The following is a 16,981-nucleotide window of genomic DNA, read 5'->3' as shown; positions in this document are numbered from 1 at the left end:
ACGAATCTCACGCGGCGATCACGCCGGTGTCGCCGATGCTGGCGGCGGCGTAGGCGAGGCTGGCTCTAATGTCGTCAGCTTCGAGATAGGGGAAATCGGCCAGGATTTCCTCCGCGCCCGCGCCGCCCGCCAGCATATCGAGCACATCCTGTACACGGATGCGCATGCCCCGAATGCAGGGCCGACCTCCGCATTGGGCGGGATCGATAGTGACGCGGGACAGAAGATCGCTCATGTCCCGCATCCTATCACAGTTCGATCAGCGCCCGAACTTCTGGTGCTGGATGCGTTTGGGGATGATGCTGTCGGCGCCCAGACGGCGCATCTTGTCCTGTTCGTAGGCTTCGAAATTGCCTTCGAACCATTCGACGTGGCCGTCGCCCTCGAAGGCGAGGATGTGGGTGGCCAGGCGGTCCAGGAACCAGCGGTCGTGGGAGATGACCACGGCGCAGCCGGCGAACTCCTCCAGCGCCTCTTCCAGGTTTTGGAGCGTCTCGATGTCCAGGTCGTTGGTCGGTTCGTCGAGCAGGATCAGATTGCCGCCCGAGGCCAGGGTCTTGGCCAGGTGGACGCGGTTGCGCTCGCCGCCGGACAGTTGGCCGACCTTCTTCTGCTGGTCGCCGCCCTTGAAGTTGAAGCTGCCGACATAGGCGCGGGTGTTGATCTCGCGCTTGCCGACCATCATCACGTCGGTGCCGCCCGAGATGGCCTGCCAGATGGTTTCGTCCGGCTTCAGGTCGTCGCGCGACTGGTCGACATAGGCGAGTTTGACGGTCTCGCCGACGCGGATCGTGCCGCCGTCGGGCTGTTCCTGGCCGGTGATCAGCTTGAACATGGTCGACTTGCCGGCGCCGTTCGGGCCGATGACGCCGACGATGCCGTTGGGCGGCAGCTTGAAGGTCAGATTGTCGAACAGGACCTTGTCGCCGAACGACTTCTGCAGGCCTTCGACCTCCAGCACGACATTGCCCAGGCGGGGACCGGGCGGGATCTGGATGTGGGCGTGGGTCTGGGCGCCGCGCATCGATTCCTGTTCCTCGACCATCCGCTCATAGGCGGCCAGACGGGCCTTGGACTTGGCCTGACGGGCCTTGGCGCCCGACCGGACCCATTCCAGTTCGCGGGTGAGGGCGCGCTGGCGGGCTTCGGATTCCGACTGCTCCTGCACGACGCGCTTGGTCTTGGCTTCCAGCCACGAGGAATAGTTGCCCTCGTGCGGGTGGCCGCGGCCGCGGTCCAGCTCAAGCGTCCATTTCGTCACCTGATCCAGGAAGTAGCGATCGTGGGTGACGAGGATGACGCAGCCGGGGAAGCTCTCCAGATGGTGCTGCAGCCAGGCGACGGATTCGGCGTCCAGGTGGTTGGTCGGTTCGTCCATCAGCAGCATGTCGGGCTTGCTGAGCAGCAGGCGGGCCAGGGCCACGCGGCGCTTCTCGCCGCCGGACAGGTTGGCGACCTCCCAGTCGTCGGGCGGGCAGCGCAGGGCGCCCATGGCCTGGTCGATGCGGCTGTCGATGTCCCAGACGTCGCCGGCGTCGATCTTTTCCTGGAGGGATGTCATCTCCTCCATCAGTTCGTCGGTGTAGTTTTCGCCCAGTTCGGCGGCGACCTCGTTGAAGCGGTTGACCCACTGCTTCTCCTCGCACCAGGCCTCGACATTCTGGCGCACGTTCAGGGCGGGATCGAGCTGGGGCTCCTGCTCCAGATAGCCGCGCTTGACGCCGTCGGCGGCGCGGGCCTCGCCGGAGAATTCGGTGTCCAGGCCGGCCATGATCTTCAGCAGGGTGGACTTGCCCGAGCCGTTGACGCCGACGACGCCGATCTTGGCGTCGTTGTAGAAGCTGAGCCAGATGTTCTCGAAGATCTTCTTGCCGCCGGGAAAGGTCTTGGTCAGACCCTGCATCTGGAAAATATATTGCTGCGCCATGAGGTGCGGTTTCGCCCTTCGGGTTCGTCGGATTGGGGAGGTGGGCCGGATGTAGCGATCCTGAGGCCCGAGAGCAAATAAGGCGGCGGACACGGCCGATCGCCCTCGCGCTTTCGCTGCGAAGTGGGATGGAGGGCTGGGCGGAGCGCCGGGCCTTCGCCCGGAGTGTGAGTTTGAGTTACCGTTTCGACGAAGTTCGACGCTCCGCGCGAATGATTGTTCTGCAAGCTCGGGGCGCCGAGCGGTGGCGGTCTTATCGCCTAACCCCATAAGCCTGCGACAGGTCGGCGGGGTCTGCGAAACCCCGTCCCGAGTGCGGCCGAGTATCCCCCTCGACCCTCCGACGGCGCACCGTGTGTCGCCGCCGGCGCGATGGAGTTTCACCATCGCTCCCGTTCCATCCGCTCCCGCCGCCGCAAGGTCGCAGGCCTTACGAGCCCTCCGATGCGACGAGACGGGGTAAGAATACGCGCGTTTCGGAGGGGGGATGGATGATGGGGAAGATATTTCGCCAAGCGGTTGGAATCGAAAGGAAACGACCAGCCGCATTGTGATGGCTGGGCGAGCCACCCTCTCAATCCGTCATCCTCGGCCTTGTGCCGAGGATCCATAACCCCGGTGTCCGCCGCCGTCCCACGACCTTTGAGACCGAGCGTATGGATCCTCGGCACAAGGCCGAGGATGACGGCAGTGGGTTGGCTTGGTCTCCTCGCTGTCGCGCAGGGATGGGAGGCGGATCGGCGGCGAAGCCAACGAGACGGAGGGGAGGGGACCTTGCGCCGCATCGCGCACGCCCGTGGCGCTTCAAGAGCCCTCCACCCCGCCTCGGGCGGCGCTGCACCCACAACTGGGGAGACAATGGTCGAAAAAAGAGGACGGAACAGGCGGCCAGCTTGGCCGTTTCAGGAGCAATACGCCTTGATCCAGCCCGAAACCGGGTGCGGTATGGCGTGGCTTTAAGCCTGAAATTCTCGGATGACGATGAAGACCCGATCGATCTTGCTCGCCGCCGCCTTCGCCCTGTCGGCCTGCGGCAATCCCCAACCGTCCAAGGCGCAGGAGGGCGAGTTCGCCCAGCCGACCCGCAACGTCCCCAGCGATGCGGCGGGGATGAAGTCCAGCTTCGCGCCCGTGGTGCGCGCGGCGGCGCCGGCGGTGGTCAACATCTCCGCGCGCAGCGTGCAGCGGGTCCAGGTCGATCCCTTCTTCCAGCTGTTCGGCGGCGGCATCCCCCAGGCGCGGGTGGCGGAATCGGTGGGTTCGGGCGTCATCGTCCGCTCTGACGGGATCGTGGTGACGAACAACCACGTCATCGACGGCGCCCAGCAGATCAAGGTGGTGCTGAACGACCGGCGCGAGTTCCCCGCCACCGTCATCCTGGCCGACGAACGCAGCGACATCGCGGTGCTGAGGCTGGAGAACGTCGGCGACCGGCTGCCGGTTCTGGCCATCGACGATCAGGAAGAGCAGCAGGTCGGCGATCTGGTCCTGGCCATCGGCAATCCGTTCGGCGTGGGCCAGACGGTGACGAACGGCATCATCTCGGCCCTGAACCGGACCGAGACCGGGATTTCCGACAGCGGTTCGTTCATCCAGACCGATGCGGCCATCAACCCCGGCAACTCGGGCGGGGCGCTGGTGGACATGGACGGCGATCTGATCGGCATCAACACCGCCATCTTCTCGCGATCCGGCTCCTCGGCCGGGGTCGGATTCGCCGTGCCCGCGGCCATGGTCAAGCGGGTGGTCGATTCGGCCCTGGGCGGCGCCAAACAGGTCGTTCGGCCCTGGCTGGGGGTGAAGGGGGACAGCGTGACCGCCGACATCGCCGGCAGCCTGGGCCTGAGCCGGCCGCAGGGACTGGTGGTCACGGAGGTCTACGCCAACGGACCCGCGGCGCGGGCGGGCGTGCGCCAGGGCGATGTCGTCACCGCCATCGACGGCCAGGAGATCAACGACCAGGCCGGGCTGAACTATCGCGTCGGGTCCAGAAATCCGAACGACGAGGTGCAGGTCGCCATCCTGCGCGACGGCCGGGCGCAGACCCTGACGGCGCGGGTCCAGCCCCTGCCGGGCGACGCCGACCCCAAACAGGGCGTGATCATCACCACGGGCCCCTTCGCCGGCGCCGAGGTGGTGGCCCTGAATCCGGCGCTGGCCGACCGTCTGGGCGGCGATCCGTTCGCGACGGGCGTCATCGTGACGGGCGTCTCGGGGCGCGGCTATGCGGCGCGGGCGGGCTTTCGCCAGAACGACCTGATCGTCAGCATCAACGGCCGCCCCATCACCTCCGCCCGCGACATCGAAGCCGCCGGCGCCGGCCGGGGTCCATGGGAGGTCGTCATCAACCGAGGCGGCCGCCAGATCCGGGGCGTGTTGCGTTAACGCCAGGTTGGGCACAGTCCGCGGTTGTGGCAATGTTGAGCCATGAGCGAGCCAACGATCTTCGAACTTTTTATTGGAACGGTTGGCCTTGCCGTTTTCGTGATCGCCGCTTGGAAACTGGCGTCGTGGCTTGGTCGGAGAGGCCACGTCGTTCGTCCCGCTACCTGGATGGATCAACAGATGACGAAGATCGAAAAGGCGACGGAGGAGAAGAAGCGCGCCGAGAGCAGGCGCGATAGGGACTGACAAGCCTCAGCCCTTCGTCGGGCCGCCGATGGACCAGGTGTGGCCGAAGGGGTCGCGCAGGACGCCGTAGCGGTCGCCCCAGAACTGGTCGGCCATGTCCATAACGGGTTCGGCGCCGCCGACGACCAGGGCGCGGGTCCACCAGGCGTCGGGGTCGGCGACCTGGAGGTGCAGGGTCACGCCGGCCGGGCGCACGTCGGACTGGCCGGTGTATTCTGGGAATTCGTCGTTCAGCATGACGCTGGCGCCATTGATCTTCAGATGCGCGTGGATCAGCCGCTCTCCGTCGTCGGCCAGGCGCCGGTCCAGAACCTGGGCCCCGAAGGCGATGATGTAGAAGTCCACCGCCGCCGAGGCGCCGCGCGACGGAATGGTCAGATGGGGCGTCACGCCGGAGGTCGGGCCTTGATCGGGGCGGGCGTCGGTCATGAAGGCGGTCTCCGTATCGGGACGCGATACTAGCGCGTGAAAAGCCGAAGGCGAACGCCTACATAGGTCGCACCCATGAGCGATCTGTTCGAAGCCTCCGGCATATTGCCGCCCGACGCCCCGCTGGCCGACCGCCTGCGCCCGCGCACCCTGGAAGAGGTGGTGGGGCAGGATCATCTGCTGGGACCGGGCGGGCCGATCCGGCGCATGATCGAGGCGGGGCGGCTGGGGTCGATGATCCTGTGGGGGCCGCCCGGCACCGGCAAGACCACCATCGCGCGGCTGCTGGCCCAGGCGGCGGGCTATGAATATCAGGCGATCAGCGCGGTCTTCTCCGGCGTCGCGGACCTGAAGAAGGCGTTCGAGGCGGCCAGGGTGCGTCGGGCGGCGGGGCAGTCGACCCTGTTGTTCGTCGACGAGATCCACCGCTTCAACCGCGCCCAGCAGGACGGCTTCCTGCCCTTCGTGGAAGCGGGCGTCGTGACGCTGGTCGGGGCCACGACCGAGAACCCCAGTTTCGAGCTGAACGGGGCGCTGCTGTCGCGCAGCCAGGTCTATGTGCTGAAACGGCTGGACGATGCGGCGCTGGATCAACTGCTGAGCCGGGCCGAGGCGCACATGGACCGGACCCTGCCGCTGACGCCCGAGGCGCGTCAGGCGATGCTGGCCCTGGCGGACGGGGACGGGCGCTATCTGCTGACGATGTCGGAGGTGTTGTTCGACCTGCCGGAAGGCGAACGGCTGGACGTGCAGGGTCTGGCGGGCGTGCTGCAACGCCGGGCGCCCGCCTACGACAAGAGTCGAGAAGAGCACTACAACCTCATATCCGCCTTGCATAAATCGGTCCGCGGGTCGGACCCCGACGCCGCCCTCTACTGGCTGGCGCGGATGCTGAACGGCGGCGAGGATCCGCTGTATCTGGCGCGGCGGATCGTGCGGATGGCGGTCGAGGACATCGGCGAGGCGGACCCGCTGTCGATCCTGGTCGCCAATGCGGCCAAGGAGACGTACGACTTCCTGGGCAGTCCCGAGGGCGAACTGGCCCTGGCCCAGGCGGTGGTGCATCTGGCCACCGCGCCCAAGTCGGTCGGCGTCTATGAAGCGTTCAAGGCGGCCAAGAAGGCGGCCTATGAGACGGGCTCGCTGATGCCGCCGGCTCATATCCGCAACGCCCCGACCAAGCTGATGAAGCAACTGGGCTACGGCAAGGGCTATCAATACGATCCCGACACGCCCGAAGGCTTTTCGGGCGCGAACTTCTTCCCCGACGAGATGGAGCGACGCACCTTCTACAAGCCCAAGGGCGAGGGGCACGAGGAGAAGGTCAAGGCCCGGCTGGAACGCTGGGCCGCCATGCGGGCGCGGATGGCGGATCAGGGCGGCGATGCCTGAATTGCGGCTGGGGACGGCCGGGTGGAGCGTGTCGCGCGAGGTCGCCGAACGTTTCGCCGGTCCCGGCACGCATCTGGAACGCTATGCCCGGACGATGAATGCGGTCGAGATCAACAGCAGCTTCTATCGACCGCATCGGCGAGCCACCTATGCGCGCTGGGCGGCCTCGACGCCGCCGGACTTTCGCTTCTCGGTGAAGATCCCGCGCGTCCTGACGCAGGAACAGCGGCTGCGCGAGCCGGAGGCCGGGCTGGATCGGTTCGCATCCGAGGTCGAGGGGCTGGGCGACCGGCTGGGGGCGGTGCTGGTTCAGACGCCGCCGTCGCTGGTTTTTGATGAAGCCGATGCGATCCGTTTCTTCGACGCGGCGGCGGCGCGTCTGCCCGTTCCGATCGCCTTCGAGCCTCGCCACGACAGCTGGTTCGCGCCGGAAATCGACGCCTGGCTGAAAGACCGCCGCATCGCGCGGGTCGCGGCCGATCCGCCCCCGGTCGCGGGCGCCGATGCGCCGGGAGGATGGCGGGGGCTGACCTACATCCGTCTGCATGGCGCGCCGCGCATCTACTATTCGGCCTATGCGCTCGAGGCCCTGGCCGCGACGGCCGCGAGGGTTCTGCGCGAATCCGCGGTCGCGCCGACCTGGTGCGTGTTCGACAACACCGCCGAGGGATACGCCCTGCCGAACGCCTTGACCGTCATGGCGGCGTCGGGCCAAGAGCCGCGATGACTTCGAGAACGCCCGTCGCCCTGTCTGAAGACGAGATCGCCGCCGTCCGGTCGTGGGTGATCCACGAGGACGCGCATATCATCGCCTTCTCAAAGCCCAGCGGCCTGTCCAGCCAGGGCGGGCGGATCAAGGCCCATACGCTGGACGACCTGCTGTGGGCGTTCGCGCGGTCGAACGGAAAGCGGCCGGAACTGGTGCATCGGCTGGACCGCGACACCTCGGGCGTGATCCTGGCGGCCAAGACCAAGCCGGCGGCGGGATTTCTGGGCAAGGCGCTGCAGATGCGGCGGTTTCGCAAGTCCTATCTGGCCCTGCTGTCGGCGGCGCCCGAGCCGCGATCCGGCACGGTCGATGCGCCCCTGCGCCGCGAGGAGATCGGGCGCGAATCCTATATGCGGGTCGTCGCCTTCGACGCGCCCGGCGCGCAAGGGGCGCAGAGCCGATACCGCACCCTGGGCGACAGTGATCACGGTGCGGTGGTCGAGCTTGAGCCGCTGACCGGACGGATGCACCAGTTGCGGGTGCATATGGCGCATCTGGGCCGTCCGCTGATCGGGGACGTGCGCTATGGCGGCGCCCTGACCACGCCGGTCGGACCGGCGCCGCGCCTGATGCTGCACGCCGCCAGGCTGAGCTTTCCGCATCCCGAAGGCGGGACGACCTCGATCGATGCCCCGCCGCCGGACGATTTCAAGACGCTGCGGACCGCCCTGGGGCTTTGAGCGGAACGCTTGAGCGCCAGCGACGCTATCTGGATCGAAGGAGACGACGTCATGAAGCGCCTCGCCATTCTCGGCATCGCCGCATCGACCCTGGCCCTGACGGCCTGCGCCAGCCTGGCGCCCTATGGGGCGCAGCGTGGTCCCGGCGGCCAAGGCTATTCCGAACAGCGGATCGAGAGCAATCGCTACCGCGTCACCTACAACGGCGTGGGCGCGGCCGGGCGGGTCGCCGACTGGGCGCTGGTGCGGGCCGCCGACCTGACGACCGAACAGGGCTATGACTGGTTCGAGGTGACGCAGAGCTGGACCGACGGCCGTCCGGGCGGCGCGGGCGGCGTGCGGCCCAGCGTCTCCCTCGGCGGCGGAACCAGTCGATACGGCGGCTATTCCGCCTCGGGCGTCGGGGTGGGCGTCGGCCTGAACTTCAGCGGGCCGCAACCGACATCGACCACGCTGGAAATCGTTATGGGACGCGGCGCCAAGCCCGACAGCCCCTATGCCTACGATGCGCGGTCCGTGCAGGGGTCCATCCCGCGCTGACCATCGCTTTCGGCGCACGCGGCGTATAGAAGGCCGCACGATGACACGTTTTCTTCTCGTCGCGGCCGGCGGGGCCATCGGTTCGATGGCGCGTTATGGGCTGGGCGTCGCCGCCGGGCGGTGGGCGCCGAACGCCGGATGGCCGGTCGGCACCTTCGCCTGCAATATGATCGGCGGCCTGTTGATGGGTCTGCTGGCGGGCTGGCTGTCGTTCCGCGGCGGGGCGCAGCAGGATTCGGTGCGCCTGTTCGCCGCCGTCGGCGTGGTGGGCGGGTTCACGACCTTTTCCTCCTATTCGCTGGAGGCGGCGCAGATGATCGAGCGCCGCCAGATCGGCCTGGCCGCCGCCTATGTGATCGGCTCGGTTGTTCTGGCCGTCGGCGCCCTGTTCGTCGGCCTGGCAGTCGCCCGCCGCGCCTTTGGAGTTTCCGTTTGACCGACCAGTCGCCCGCCCCCGACTCCGCGAAGGACGCCCCCAAGCGCGAAGTCCTGACGATCTATGTCGCCGAAGACGAGGACGGCATCCGTCTGGACCGCTGGTTCCGTCGGCGCTGGCCGCACCTGTCCAACATCCAGGTGCAGAAGATGGCCCGCAGCGGCCAGATCCGCGTCGACGGCGCCCGCATCAAGCCCGAAGGCCGCCTGACCGCCGGGGCCGCCGTGCGCGTGCCGCCGATCCCGGACGACACCTCGCGCCAGGCGGGCGACGCCCATACGCTGTCGGACAAGGACATCGCCTACGCCAAGTCGCTGGTCCTCTACGAGGACGACATGGTCATCGCCCTGAACAAGCCGCACGGCCTGGCCGTGCAGGGCGGGACCAAGACCAGCCGCCACGTCGACCGGCTGTTGTCGGCCTGGGGCGAGGGGCTGGAGCGGCCGCGCCTGGTCCACCGGCTGGACCGCGACACCTCGGGCGTGCTGTTGCTGGGCAAGGGGCCGGAGGCGGCCAAGCGGCTGGCGGGCGCCTTTGCGCGGCGTCAGGCCAAGAAGACCTATTGGGCCATCGTCATCGGCAATCCGAAACCCTATTCCGGCCAGATCGACATGCCGCTGAAGAAGACCGGCATCAACGACTTCGAGATGATGCGCCCAGCCGATCGCAAGGATCCGCGCGCCGAACCGGCCGAAACGGCCTTTTCGACCATCAGCCGCGCCTCGCACCGGGCGGCGTGGATGGCGCTGAGGCCCTTCACCGGACGGACGCACCAACTGCGCGCCCATATGGCGGGAATCGGCCATCCGATCCTGGGCGATCCCAAATACGGCGACGAGAAATCCCGCGAACTGTCCGGGGCGCTGAAGCTGCAACTGCACGCCCGCAGCATCGAACTGGATCACCCGCGCGGCGGCGTCCTGAAGGTGACGGCCCCGCTGAGCCCCGAGATGAAGGCCGGCTTCGCCCACTTTGGCTTCACCGAGGACGAGGCCGAGGACGATCCGTTCCTGGGCGTGAAGCGAATCCGGTGATCGTCGGCTGTTCGGCATCAGATTTTCGACGGAGTTTCCATGACCGACCAGCCGACGCCGCATCGCCCGCGCTTCGTGGAGCTGTCGCCCGACCGCATCGCCCGATTCTGGACGGCGGCGGACGTGGGACTGCATGCGGGGGGCGGCTGGGCGGTGCTGCTGGACGGGCGCACGCCCAGGACGCCGGACAAGGCGCCGCTTGTGCTGCCGACGCCGGGCGCGGCGCGGCTGGCGGCGGCCGAATGGGCCGCGCAGGGGGAATTCCTGGATCCCGCCACCATGCCGGCGACGCGACTGGCCTCGACCGCCATCGACCGGATCGGCCGCGCGCGAGAGGCGGTGGCGGACGAGATCGCGGCCTATGCCGGGTCGGACGTGGTTTGCTACCTGGCCGAGCATCCGGCCGCGCTGGTCGAGCGGCAGGCGCGCGAATGGGGGCCTTGGCGCGACTGGGCGGCGCGCGAGATGGGGGTCGTGCTGGAGCCGACCCGCGGCATCGTTCATCGGCCGCAGCCGCCCGAGGCCATCGCGCGGGTGAAGGCCCACGCCCTGACGCTGGACGACTTCCGCCTGACCGGCCTGGCGACGGCCGTGCCCCTGCTGGGGTCGGCGGTGCTGGCGCTGGCGGTGGAGCGGGGCGCGCTGGCGGGGGGCGAGGCCTTCGACCTGTCGCGGATCGACGAAGCCTTCCAGGAAGATCAGTGGGGCGTCGACGCCGAGGCCGAGGAGCGGACCCAGGCGCGGCGCGCCGAGGCGACGTTATTGGATCGCTGGTTCAGGGCGCTGGACTGAAGGTCCGTTTTCAGCCCGCCGAGGCCGTGATCAGGGCGGTGCGCTCCTGATCGGTCAGGTGACGCCAGCGCCCCTCGGGCAGGTCGCCTAGCTCGAGCGGGCCGATGCGGATGCGGTGCAGGTCCACGACTTCCAGCCCGACCAGGTCGCACATCCGGCGGATCTGGCGATATTTGCCCTCTTTCAGGACGAAGCGAAGCTGCTGCGGCCCCATCTGGGTGACGCGGGCGGGCTTCAGCGGCTTGTCGTCCAACGACAGGCCGTGGCGCAGGCGGTCCAGCCTGGCCTCGGTGACGGCGCCTTCGACGACGACGACATATTCCTTGTCCAGTTCGGACTGCGGGCCGATCACGGCCTTGGCCACCACGCCGTCGGACGACAGCAGGAGGAGGCCGCGCGAATCCTCGTCCAGCCGGCCGATGGGAGGCAGGGAGGCGTCGCGGGCGGGGGTTTCGCCGCCGCCGATGCGGTTCTGGGATTTCAGCAGGCGCGCGGCCGGGGTCTTGCCGGGGTCGGGCTGGCCCGAGACGAAGCCCACCGGCTTGTGCAGCACCAGGGTCATGCCGGACGCCAGGGCGGCCTGGGCGGTGTCGTTCAGGGTCAGGGTCTCGCCCGGCTGAATCCTGCGACCCGCGTCGGTGACGGTCTGGCCGTCGATGGCGACCAGGCCGTCGGCGATCAGGCCGTCGGCCTCGCGCCGGGAGCAGACGCCGGTCTGGCCCAGCCATTTGTTCACGCGAACGGGCTCGTCGCCGTCATAGGTGCGGGTGAAGGCCATGCGATGAACCGGCAGTCTCGTTGTGAATGCGCGCCAGGCCGTCCTCGGAGAGGCCGAGTCGGCTGATGGCGGGTTGTAGCCCGCCGCCGCCGCGGGGTCGACGCCAGTCGTATGGGCGGCCGTGCTCCGGGCGTCGGCGACGACCTGGCGGCGAAACGGGCGCGCAGCCCTTGCATTGAGGGCGGCGGGGGCCGATCAGACGGACCGTGACGTCTTCTCCTCACATCGTGATCGTCGGCGCGGGCGTGCTGGGCCTGTGCGCCGCCGTCGAACTGCGTCGGCGCGGCCGATCGGTCGTGGTGGTCGATCCCGGCGAAACCAACGCCTCGGCGGTCGCGGCGGGGATGATCGCCCCGGCGATGGAGGCGGCGATAGATGCGGCGTCGCCGGCGCACGCCGCCCTGTTGCGGGCGGGGCGCGACCTGTGGCCGGACTTCGCCCAAGCGGCGGGGATCGTGCTGGCGCGACGGCCGGCGGAATGGCGCGGCGGCGATGCGGCGGGAATGGCGGCGCGGATGCGGACCCTGGGCTTCCAGGCGCGGCTGGACGGCGACCGGGTCGTCACCGATGAGGATTGTCAGGTCGATCCCGGCCAGGCGCTGGCGGCGATGCGTCGGACCCTGGGCGAGGCCGTCGTGGCCGGCCGGGTCGAGGCGGTCGCGCGCGCCGACGACGGATGGCGCGTCACGACGGCGGACCGGACGCTGGACGCCCAGGCCCTGGTGCTGGCGACAGGGGCGGACGGCGCCCCGGCGGGCCTGCCCGAGGCGGCGCGTCGGCTGATCGAGGCGATCCAGCCGATCCGGGGCCAGATCGGAATCACGAAACAGTCCCTGGCGGACCATGTGGTCCGCGGGCCGGGCGCCTATGTCGCGCCAATGGGGCCGGGCGCGGTCGTGGGCGCGACGATGGAGCCAGGACGGCGCGACACGGCGCCGGACGCGGCGGCGGGCGAGCGCCTGTTGCAGGCGGCCTGGCGGGTGCTGAACCGGACGCCCGGAACGCTGGAGGTCGAATGGCGGGCCGGGGTGCGCGGGGCCAGTTCGGACGGCCTGCCGCTGGCCGGCGCCGCGCCGGGCGGGCCGGGACTGTTCATGGCCCTGGCGCCGCGACGAAACGGCTGGCTGCTGGGGCCGCTGATCGGCGGCGTGGTCGCCGATGCGATCGAGGGGCGGGCGGCGTCGCCGCACGCCCGCGCCCTCGATCCCGGCCGGTTCTAGCCCTCCATCGCGAAACGGACGGTGAAGTTGACCGTGGCGCCGCCGACCGCGCGGCCGTCGACGGTGCGCGGATTCATGCGGAAGTCGCGCGCCAGGCCCATGGCGGCCCGTCCGAAGCCCGCGCCGGCGGGGGTTTCGCTGGCGACGCGGCAGGCGGTCAGGACGCCATCCGCCCGCACCGCGCAACTGAGACCCACGGCCCCGGCCAGACCGCGATCCGCCGCCCGCGCGGGATAGGCGCGCGCCATCTGGGCCGCCGACGGGCGCGCGGCCCAGGTCGGGTCGTTGATGACCGAGGGGCGCGGCGGCTCGGCCTCGGTCGTTCCGGTTCCGCCGGGAACGCCCGTGGTCGCGGTGGAGACGACGACCGTCTGGCCGGGTTCGCCCGGGACCGGCGTGTCGGGCGCGACGAAGGGCGACGGTACGTCGGTCGGCAGGACGACGGGCGGCTTGTGCACCGGCGTGGGCGGCGAAGGCGGCGCCTGGCGTTCCAGCGGCGGGTCGATCGGCTTGGACCGAGGCAGGTCCAGGACCACGGTGGTCGCCGGCGGCGCAGGAACCGGTTCCGGCTCGGTCAGTTCGAAGCGTTGACTGTAGAGCACCACCCCGGCCCCGACGTGCAGGACGACCGACACGCCGATGGCGGCCAGCATCCAGCGCGGGATGGGTTTCTTGCGTTCCCCGAAGTCGATGGGGCTGATCAAGCCGGGTCCGCCGGCTGCGCGCATCATCATGGTCTGACTTCCCTCGTTCACCGCCCCCGCAGCGCCCGCAAGGTGAAGTTGAGCGCGCAGGTTGTGGCGGCTTTGCGGCGCGGCTGTCGCGTTCGACCGACGTCGATCCGTTAACGCGGCCGTTAAGGATTAGGGATTGGTTAACCACGTTCGCCGACCATCGCGCGCATGGGCATAGGCGCGATTCCATCGGCAGGCGGCGTGGAGGCGGCGATCCGGCGCGCCTCGACGGCCGTCGGCGTGGACTATGACTTCCTGGTCAAGACCGCGCGTCGCGAAAGCGCGATGAACCCGTCGGCCAAGGCCCCGACCTCGACGGCGGCGGGCCTGTTCCAATTCATCGAACAGACCTGGCTGGGCACGGTCAAGCAGCATGGCGCCCAGCATGGCTACGGCCAGTACGCCGACCTGATCCATCGCGGATCGGACGGGCGTTGGCGGGTCGAGGGATCGGCGCGCAACGTGGTTCTGGACCTGCGGTTCGACCCGCACGCCGCCTCGGCGATGGCGGCGGAGCTGACCGCGTCGAATGCGGCCTATCTGCGCGGACGAACCGGCAAGGAGCCGGGGGCGGGCGATCTGTACGCCGCGCATTTTCTGGGACCGGCGGGGGCGGCGGACCTTATGCAGGCGATGGACCGCAACCCGGGCGCCAGCGCGGCCTCCATGTTCCCCCAGGCGGCCCGCGCCAACCGCAGCATCTTCTATCGCGACGGACGGGCGGCGACGGTCGCCGAGGTGCACGCCAATCTGCAGCGCACGGCCGGCGAAGGCGCGCCGGCGGCGGGGGCGGGCGACACCCGTTATTCCACCCCCGGCCTGAGCGACCAGGACCAGATGCTGGCCGCGCGGCTGGACCGGCTGAAACAGGATCAGGGGCTGCTGGCCCTGCTGCTGGGCCAGGACGGGTCGTCCAGCAGCGGCTTCGGCGGCGCTTTCTCGCCGATGGGCAAGCAAACGACCTGAGTCGGTGAAATTCAACCGATGGTAAACTGCCCATTAAGCATGGCAGTCTCATTTTGGGATCACGATCCGATTCCCTGACGAGCCGTCCATGACCGCCTATCGCGCACGCCTGACCGAAGTGGACATTCGTCGCCTGATCAAGGCGGCCGACGACGACGAGCGCGCGCAAGCCGCCCACAAGCTGTGCCGCAACATGGAACGCGCCGAACTGGGCGAGGAAGACCGCGCGGCGGCCCAGAAGATCCTGCGCCTGCTGGCCAATGACGCCGCCGAACTGGTGCGCCGGGCCATGGCGGTGACGCTGAAGGCGTCGGACCTGATCCCCAACGACGTGGCGCGCAAGCTGGCCGGCGACCTGGACAGCATCGCCCTGCCGATCATCGCCGCCTCGCCCGCCTTCAGCGACGAGGACCTGATCGAGATCGTGCGCGCCGGTTCGGTCGTCCGGCAGGTGGCGGTTGCGGGCCGGGCGCGCGTGTCGCGCGACGTCTGCGACGTGTTGGCCGGCGAGGGGTGCGAGCAGGCGGTGCGGACCCTGGCGGCCAACGACAACGCCGACCTGTCCGAGGCGTCGCTGGCCGTGGTGGTCGAGCGGTTCGCCGAGGCGCCGGACGTGCTGACCGCCGTCGCCTACCGTCAGGTCCTGCCGCTCGACGTGACCGAACGGCTGATCCAGCTGGCCAGCGATACGGTGCGTGAACACCTGATCAGCCGCCACGCCGTGGCGCCCGAGACGGCGATCCGCCTGGCCCAGTATGCGCGTGAACGCACCACCGTCGATCTGATCGACCAGGCGGGCGCCAGCGCCGACCTGGCCGCCTTCATGACGCAGCTGAACGCGCGTCGGGTGCTGAACGCCTCGCTGCTGCTGCGCGGCCTGGCGCGGGGGCAGATGGCGATGTTCGAATACGGCCTGGCCGAGCTGGCCAATACGCCGCATCAGCGCGCCTGGCTGATGGTGCACGACGCCGGGCCGCTGGGGCTGAAGGCCATCTACGACCGCGCCGGCCTGCCGCCGCGCCTGTTCCCGGCCTTCCGCGCCGGGGTGGACACCTGGCGCGCGCTGGCGGCCGAAGGGATCGACACGTCCAGCGACCTGTTCCGCGAGCAGATGCTGGAGCGGTTCCTGACCCAGCGCCCGAACGTGCTGCGCGACGACCTGGCCTATCTGATGGAGCGGCTGGACCAGTCGCCGTCTGCCGCCCACGCCGCCGCCAGCGCCGCCTGAGCGCCGGAGACACGAAAAAGCCCGCCGAAGGGCGGGCCGCTTCCTTTCGCGTTCGCGCGCCGGTCAACCCGCCAGATGCTCGGCCACCCGCTCCTCCAGCGTCTCGGCCAGGGCGCGCCCGGTGGGATGTTCGTCGGTCTTGATCTGGTCGCGGACGACGGCGCGGATGGCGTCGATATGGGCGTCCAGCACGGCCAAGGGGGCCGACATCCGCCGCTCGGCGTCGTCCAGCATCCTGCACAGCGAGCCGGCGATGCGCGTGACCAGCGGATATTCATAGGTCGTGCCCAGTCCTTTGAGGTCGTGAGCGCGGAAATACAGGGCCTCTGCGGTGGCGGGGGTGTAGCCGTGTTCGCGGATGTCGGCCTGGGCCTTGTCCAGCTTGACGATCTCGTCGTTCAGCCATTCGCCGAACTGAGCCGACATGGCCTTCAGCGCCTCTTCGGCCTTGGCGATGGCGTCGGCGTTGATGCCGAATCCGCCGCCGACCTTCAGACGCAGGGCGTTGGTGGGAGGAGTGATCTGCGCCGGGTTGCTCATGGCGGGCTCCATTGAACGTCGATCCAAATTACGAAAACAGGCTTAAGAAGCCGTGACCAGTCAGTTGGCGAATTGCTCGGCCATCACCCGTTCGTCGAACGACCGGCCGGCGTCGAACAGCATGGTCAGGGCCACGTCGCGGCGTTCGCGCACCTCGACGCGGGCGACGCGGCGGACCTCGAAATTGTCGGCAGTGGCCGAGACCGGGCGTTTGTCGGCCTCCAGCACGTCGAAACGCACCCTGGCGCCGTGCGACAGAAGCGCGCCGCGCCAGCGCCGGGGCCGAAAGGCGCTGATCGGCGTCAGGGCCAGAATGCGCGCGTCCAGCGGGATGATGGGGCCGTGAGCGGATAGGTTGTAGGCGGTCGATCCGGCCGGGGTGGCGACCAGGCAGCCGTCGCACGACAGCTCCTCCAGGCGCACGCGGTCGTCGACGGTGATGCGCAGCTTGGCGGTCTGGCGGGTCTGGCGAAGCAGGGAGACCTCGTTGATGGCCAGGCCGGTGTGGACTTCGCCCGCCTCGGTCCAGGCGTCCATCTGCAAGGGGTGGATGACGGTCTTTGCGGCGGTGGCGATCCGCTCCAGCAGTCCCTGTTCCTCGTAGTCGTTCATCAGGAAGCCGACCGAGCCGCGGTTCATGCCATAGACAGGCGCGCGGCGACGCAGGTTGCCGTGCAGGGTCTCCAGCATCTGCCCGTCGCCGCCCAGGGCCACGATGACGTCGGCCTCTTCGACGGGGACGGCGCCGTAGCGCGCGATCAGGGCGGCCCGCGCGGCTTGCGCTTCGGGTCGGTCGCTGGCAACGAAGGCCAGGGCGGGGGGCGTCGCGGTCGGAGAAGGCCGGGTCTGGTTCACGGCGCGACGTGAGCCGAGCTTGGCGGCGAA

Annotated in this window: 19 protein-coding genes; 12 read left to right on the top strand and 7 right to left on the bottom strand. The window is 69.3% G+C overall.

All coding sequences use genetic code 11. The features are described from left to right. Positions 1-7: 7 nt before the first annotated feature. Positions 8-235 (bottom strand): DUF433 domain-containing protein, encoded by a 228-nt coding sequence (locus AC0L6G_RS05355; protein WP_293826892.1) that lies wholly within the window; start codon positions 233-235, stop codon positions 8-10. 24 nt (positions 236-259) lie between these two features. Then, positions 260-1,927 carry an energy-dependent translational throttle protein EttA gene (gene ettA / locus AC0L6G_RS05350; protein WP_293826891.1) on the bottom strand — a complete coding sequence of 556 codons (1,668 nt, stop codon included), beginning with the start codon at positions 1,925-1,927 and terminating at the stop codon, positions 260-262. Between the two features lie 981 nt (positions 1,928-2,908). Here ettA and AC0L6G_RS05345 point away from each other — a divergent pair. Together AC0L6G_RS05345 and AC0L6G_RS05340 are read left to right on the top strand one after the other, a co-directional pair. Next, positions 2,909-4,312, top strand: a complete 1,404-nt coding sequence (locus tag AC0L6G_RS05345) for a Do family serine endopeptidase (RefSeq protein WP_473253214.1) — start codon at positions 2,909-2,911, stop codon at positions 4,310-4,312. Positions 4,313-4,354: 42 nt separating this feature from the next. Beyond that, on the top strand, positions 4,355-4,558 hold the full coding sequence (locus tag AC0L6G_RS05340) for a hypothetical protein (protein WP_293826890.1): 204 nt from the start codon (positions 4,355-4,357) through the stop codon (positions 4,556-4,558). 6 nt (positions 4,559-4,564) lie between these two features. On the opposite strand, the gene AC0L6G_RS05335 is transcribed toward AC0L6G_RS05340, so the two are convergent. Beyond that, a complete protein-coding gene (locus tag AC0L6G_RS05335; protein ID WP_293826889.1) occupies positions 4,565-4,987 on the bottom strand; it encodes a VOC family protein in 423 nt (140 codons plus the stop codon). Between the two features lie 75 nt (positions 4,988-5,062). Here AC0L6G_RS05335 and AC0L6G_RS05330 point away from each other — a divergent pair, with 75 nt between their 5' ends. Genes AC0L6G_RS05330 through AC0L6G_RS05300 form a run of 7 tightly spaced genes read left to right on the top strand, consistent with a single transcriptional unit; the run spans position 5,063 to position 10,630 of the window. Beyond that, positions 5,063-6,379, top strand: coding sequence for a replication-associated recombination protein A (locus AC0L6G_RS05330; RefSeq protein ID WP_293826888.1), 1,317 nt, complete (start codon positions 5,063-5,065; stop codon positions 6,377-6,379). Further along, complete coding sequence (locus AC0L6G_RS05325; RefSeq protein WP_293826887.1) at positions 6,372-7,106, top strand: DUF72 domain-containing protein; 735 nt, start codon at positions 6,372-6,374, stop codon at positions 7,104-7,106. Before AC0L6G_RS05330 ends, AC0L6G_RS05325 begins: the two co-directional genes overlap by 8 nt. Next, positions 7,103-7,828 carry an RluA family pseudouridine synthase gene (locus tag AC0L6G_RS05320; protein ID WP_293826885.1) on the top strand — a complete coding sequence of 242 codons (726 nt, stop codon included), beginning with the start codon at positions 7,103-7,105 and terminating at the stop codon, positions 7,826-7,828. The genes AC0L6G_RS05325 and AC0L6G_RS05320 overlap by 4 nt, the downstream gene beginning before the upstream one ends. 51 nt (positions 7,829-7,879) lie before the next feature. After that, positions 7,880-8,368: a CC0125/CC1285 family lipoprotein gene (locus AC0L6G_RS05315; protein WP_293826884.1), complete on the top strand. Its 489-nt coding sequence runs from the start codon at positions 7,880-7,882 to the stop codon at positions 8,366-8,368. Positions 8,369-8,408: 40 nt separating this feature from the next. Next, positions 8,409-8,804, top strand: a complete 396-nt coding sequence (gene crcB / locus AC0L6G_RS05310; protein ID WP_293826882.1) for a fluoride efflux transporter CrcB — start codon at positions 8,409-8,411, stop codon at positions 8,802-8,804. Next, positions 8,801-9,838 carry an RluA family pseudouridine synthase gene (locus AC0L6G_RS05305; RefSeq protein WP_473252949.1) on the top strand — a complete coding sequence of 346 codons (1,038 nt, stop codon included), beginning with the start codon at positions 8,801-8,803 and terminating at the stop codon, positions 9,836-9,838. Before crcB ends, AC0L6G_RS05305 begins: the two co-directional genes overlap by 4 nt. A gap of 39 nt (positions 9,839-9,877) precedes the next feature. Next, positions 9,878-10,630, top strand: coding sequence for an ATP12 family chaperone protein (locus tag AC0L6G_RS05300; protein ID WP_293826880.1), 753 nt, complete (start codon positions 9,878-9,880; stop codon positions 10,628-10,630). A 10-nt stretch (positions 10,631-10,640) separates the two neighbouring features. On the opposite strand, the gene AC0L6G_RS05295 is transcribed toward AC0L6G_RS05300, so the two are convergent. Next, positions 10,641-11,408, bottom strand: a complete 768-nt coding sequence (locus AC0L6G_RS05295) for a pseudouridine synthase (protein WP_291537332.1) — start codon at positions 11,406-11,408, stop codon at positions 10,641-10,643. Between the two features lie 206 nt (positions 11,409-11,614). Here AC0L6G_RS05295 and AC0L6G_RS05290 point away from each other — a divergent pair, with 206 nt between their 5' ends. Next, entirely contained in the window at positions 11,615-12,628 is a 1,014-nt protein-coding gene (locus AC0L6G_RS05290; RefSeq protein ID WP_293826879.1) for an NAD(P)/FAD-dependent oxidoreductase, read from the top strand. Here the strand turns inward: AC0L6G_RS05290 and AC0L6G_RS05285 are convergent. Beyond that, positions 12,625-13,362, bottom strand: a complete 738-nt coding sequence (locus AC0L6G_RS05285) for a TonB family protein (protein ID WP_293826877.1) — start codon at positions 13,360-13,362, stop codon at positions 12,625-12,627. The two genes, AC0L6G_RS05290 and AC0L6G_RS05285, sit on opposite strands and share 4 nt — an antisense overlap. Positions 13,363-13,530: 168 nt before the next feature. Between AC0L6G_RS05285 and AC0L6G_RS05280 the strand changes: the two genes are divergently transcribed. Both AC0L6G_RS05280 and spbR read left to right on the top strand, forming a co-directional pair. Then, entirely contained in the window at positions 13,531-14,328 is a 798-nt protein-coding gene (locus AC0L6G_RS05280) for a transglycosylase SLT domain-containing protein (protein WP_293826876.1), read from the top strand. Between the two features lie 88 nt (positions 14,329-14,416). Beyond that, the gene (gene spbR / locus AC0L6G_RS05275) at positions 14,417-15,556 is read left to right on the top strand and encodes a SpbR family protein (protein WP_293826875.1); all 1,140 of its coding nucleotides are present in this window, start codon (positions 14,417-14,419) and stop codon (positions 15,554-15,556) included. A 63-nt stretch (positions 15,557-15,619) separates the two neighbouring features. Here the strand turns inward: spbR and AC0L6G_RS05270 are convergent, their stop codons facing one another. Further along, positions 15,620-16,096 (bottom strand): Hpt domain-containing protein, encoded by a 477-nt coding sequence (locus AC0L6G_RS05270; protein WP_293826873.1) that lies wholly within the window; start codon positions 16,094-16,096, stop codon positions 15,620-15,622. A 60-nt stretch (positions 16,097-16,156) separates the two neighbouring features. Beyond that, a complete protein-coding gene (locus AC0L6G_RS05265) occupies positions 16,157-16,951 on the bottom strand; it encodes an NAD kinase (RefSeq protein WP_293826871.1) in 795 nt (264 codons plus the stop codon). Positions 16,952-16,981: the final 30 nt, after the last annotated feature.

It is taken from the genome of Brevundimonas sp. D3-1P (assembly GCF_055809335.1).
The sequence above is the reverse complement of the archived record's forward strand: the minus strand, read 5'-3'. Positions and strand labels throughout refer to the sequence as shown.

Bases quoted from the DNA above. Each gene is read 5' to 3' on its own strand.
- AC0L6G_RS05280 (WP_293826876.1), top strand. From the start codon at position 13,531: ATGGGCATAGGCGCGATTCCATCGGCAGGCGGCGTGGAGGCGGCGATC.
- AC0L6G_RS05325 (WP_293826887.1), top strand. From the start codon at position 6,372: ATGCCTGAATTGCGGCTGGGGACGGCCGGGTGGAGCGTGTCGCGCGAG.
- AC0L6G_RS05300 (WP_293826880.1), top strand. From the start codon at position 9,878: ATGACCGACCAGCCGACGCCGCATCGCCCGCGCTTCGTGGAGCTGTCG.
- AC0L6G_RS05320 (WP_293826885.1), top strand. From the start codon at position 7,103: ATGACTTCGAGAACGCCCGTCGCCCTGTCTGAAGACGAGATCGCCGCC.
- AC0L6G_RS05355 (WP_293826892.1), bottom strand. From the start codon at position 235: ATGAGCGATCTTCTGTCCCGCGTCACTATCGATCCCGCCCAATGCGGA.
- AC0L6G_RS05335 (WP_293826889.1), bottom strand. From the start codon at position 4,987: ATGACCGACGCCCGCCCCGATCAAGGCCCGACCTCCGGCGTGACGCCC.
- AC0L6G_RS05330 (WP_293826888.1), top strand. From the start codon at position 5,063: ATGAGCGATCTGTTCGAAGCCTCCGGCATATTGCCGCCCGACGCCCCG.
- spbR (WP_293826875.1), top strand. From the start codon at position 14,417: ATGACCGCCTATCGCGCACGCCTGACCGAAGTGGACATTCGTCGCCTG.
- AC0L6G_RS05295 (WP_291537332.1), bottom strand. From the start codon at position 11,408: ATGGCCTTCACCCGCACCTATGACGGCGACGAGCCCGTTCGCGTGAAC.
- AC0L6G_RS05270 (WP_293826873.1), bottom strand. From the start codon at position 16,096: ATGAGCAACCCGGCGCAGATCACTCCTCCCACCAACGCCCTGCGTCTG.
- AC0L6G_RS05315 (WP_293826884.1), top strand. From the start codon at position 7,880: ATGAAGCGCCTCGCCATTCTCGGCATCGCCGCATCGACCCTGGCCCTG.
- ettA (WP_293826891.1), bottom strand. From the start codon at position 1,927: ATGGCGCAGCAATATATTTTCCAGATGCAGGGTCTGACCAAGACCTTT.
- AC0L6G_RS05345 (WP_473253214.1), top strand. From the start codon at position 2,909: ATGAAGACCCGATCGATCTTGCTCGCCGCCGCCTTCGCCCTGTCGGCC.
- AC0L6G_RS05285 (WP_293826877.1), bottom strand. From the start codon at position 13,362: ATGATGATGCGCGCAGCCGGCGGACCCGGCTTGATCAGCCCCATCGAC.
- AC0L6G_RS05340 (WP_293826890.1), top strand. From the start codon at position 4,355: ATGAGCGAGCCAACGATCTTCGAACTTTTTATTGGAACGGTTGGCCTT.
- crcB (WP_293826882.1), top strand. From the start codon at position 8,409: ATGACACGTTTTCTTCTCGTCGCGGCCGGCGGGGCCATCGGTTCGATG.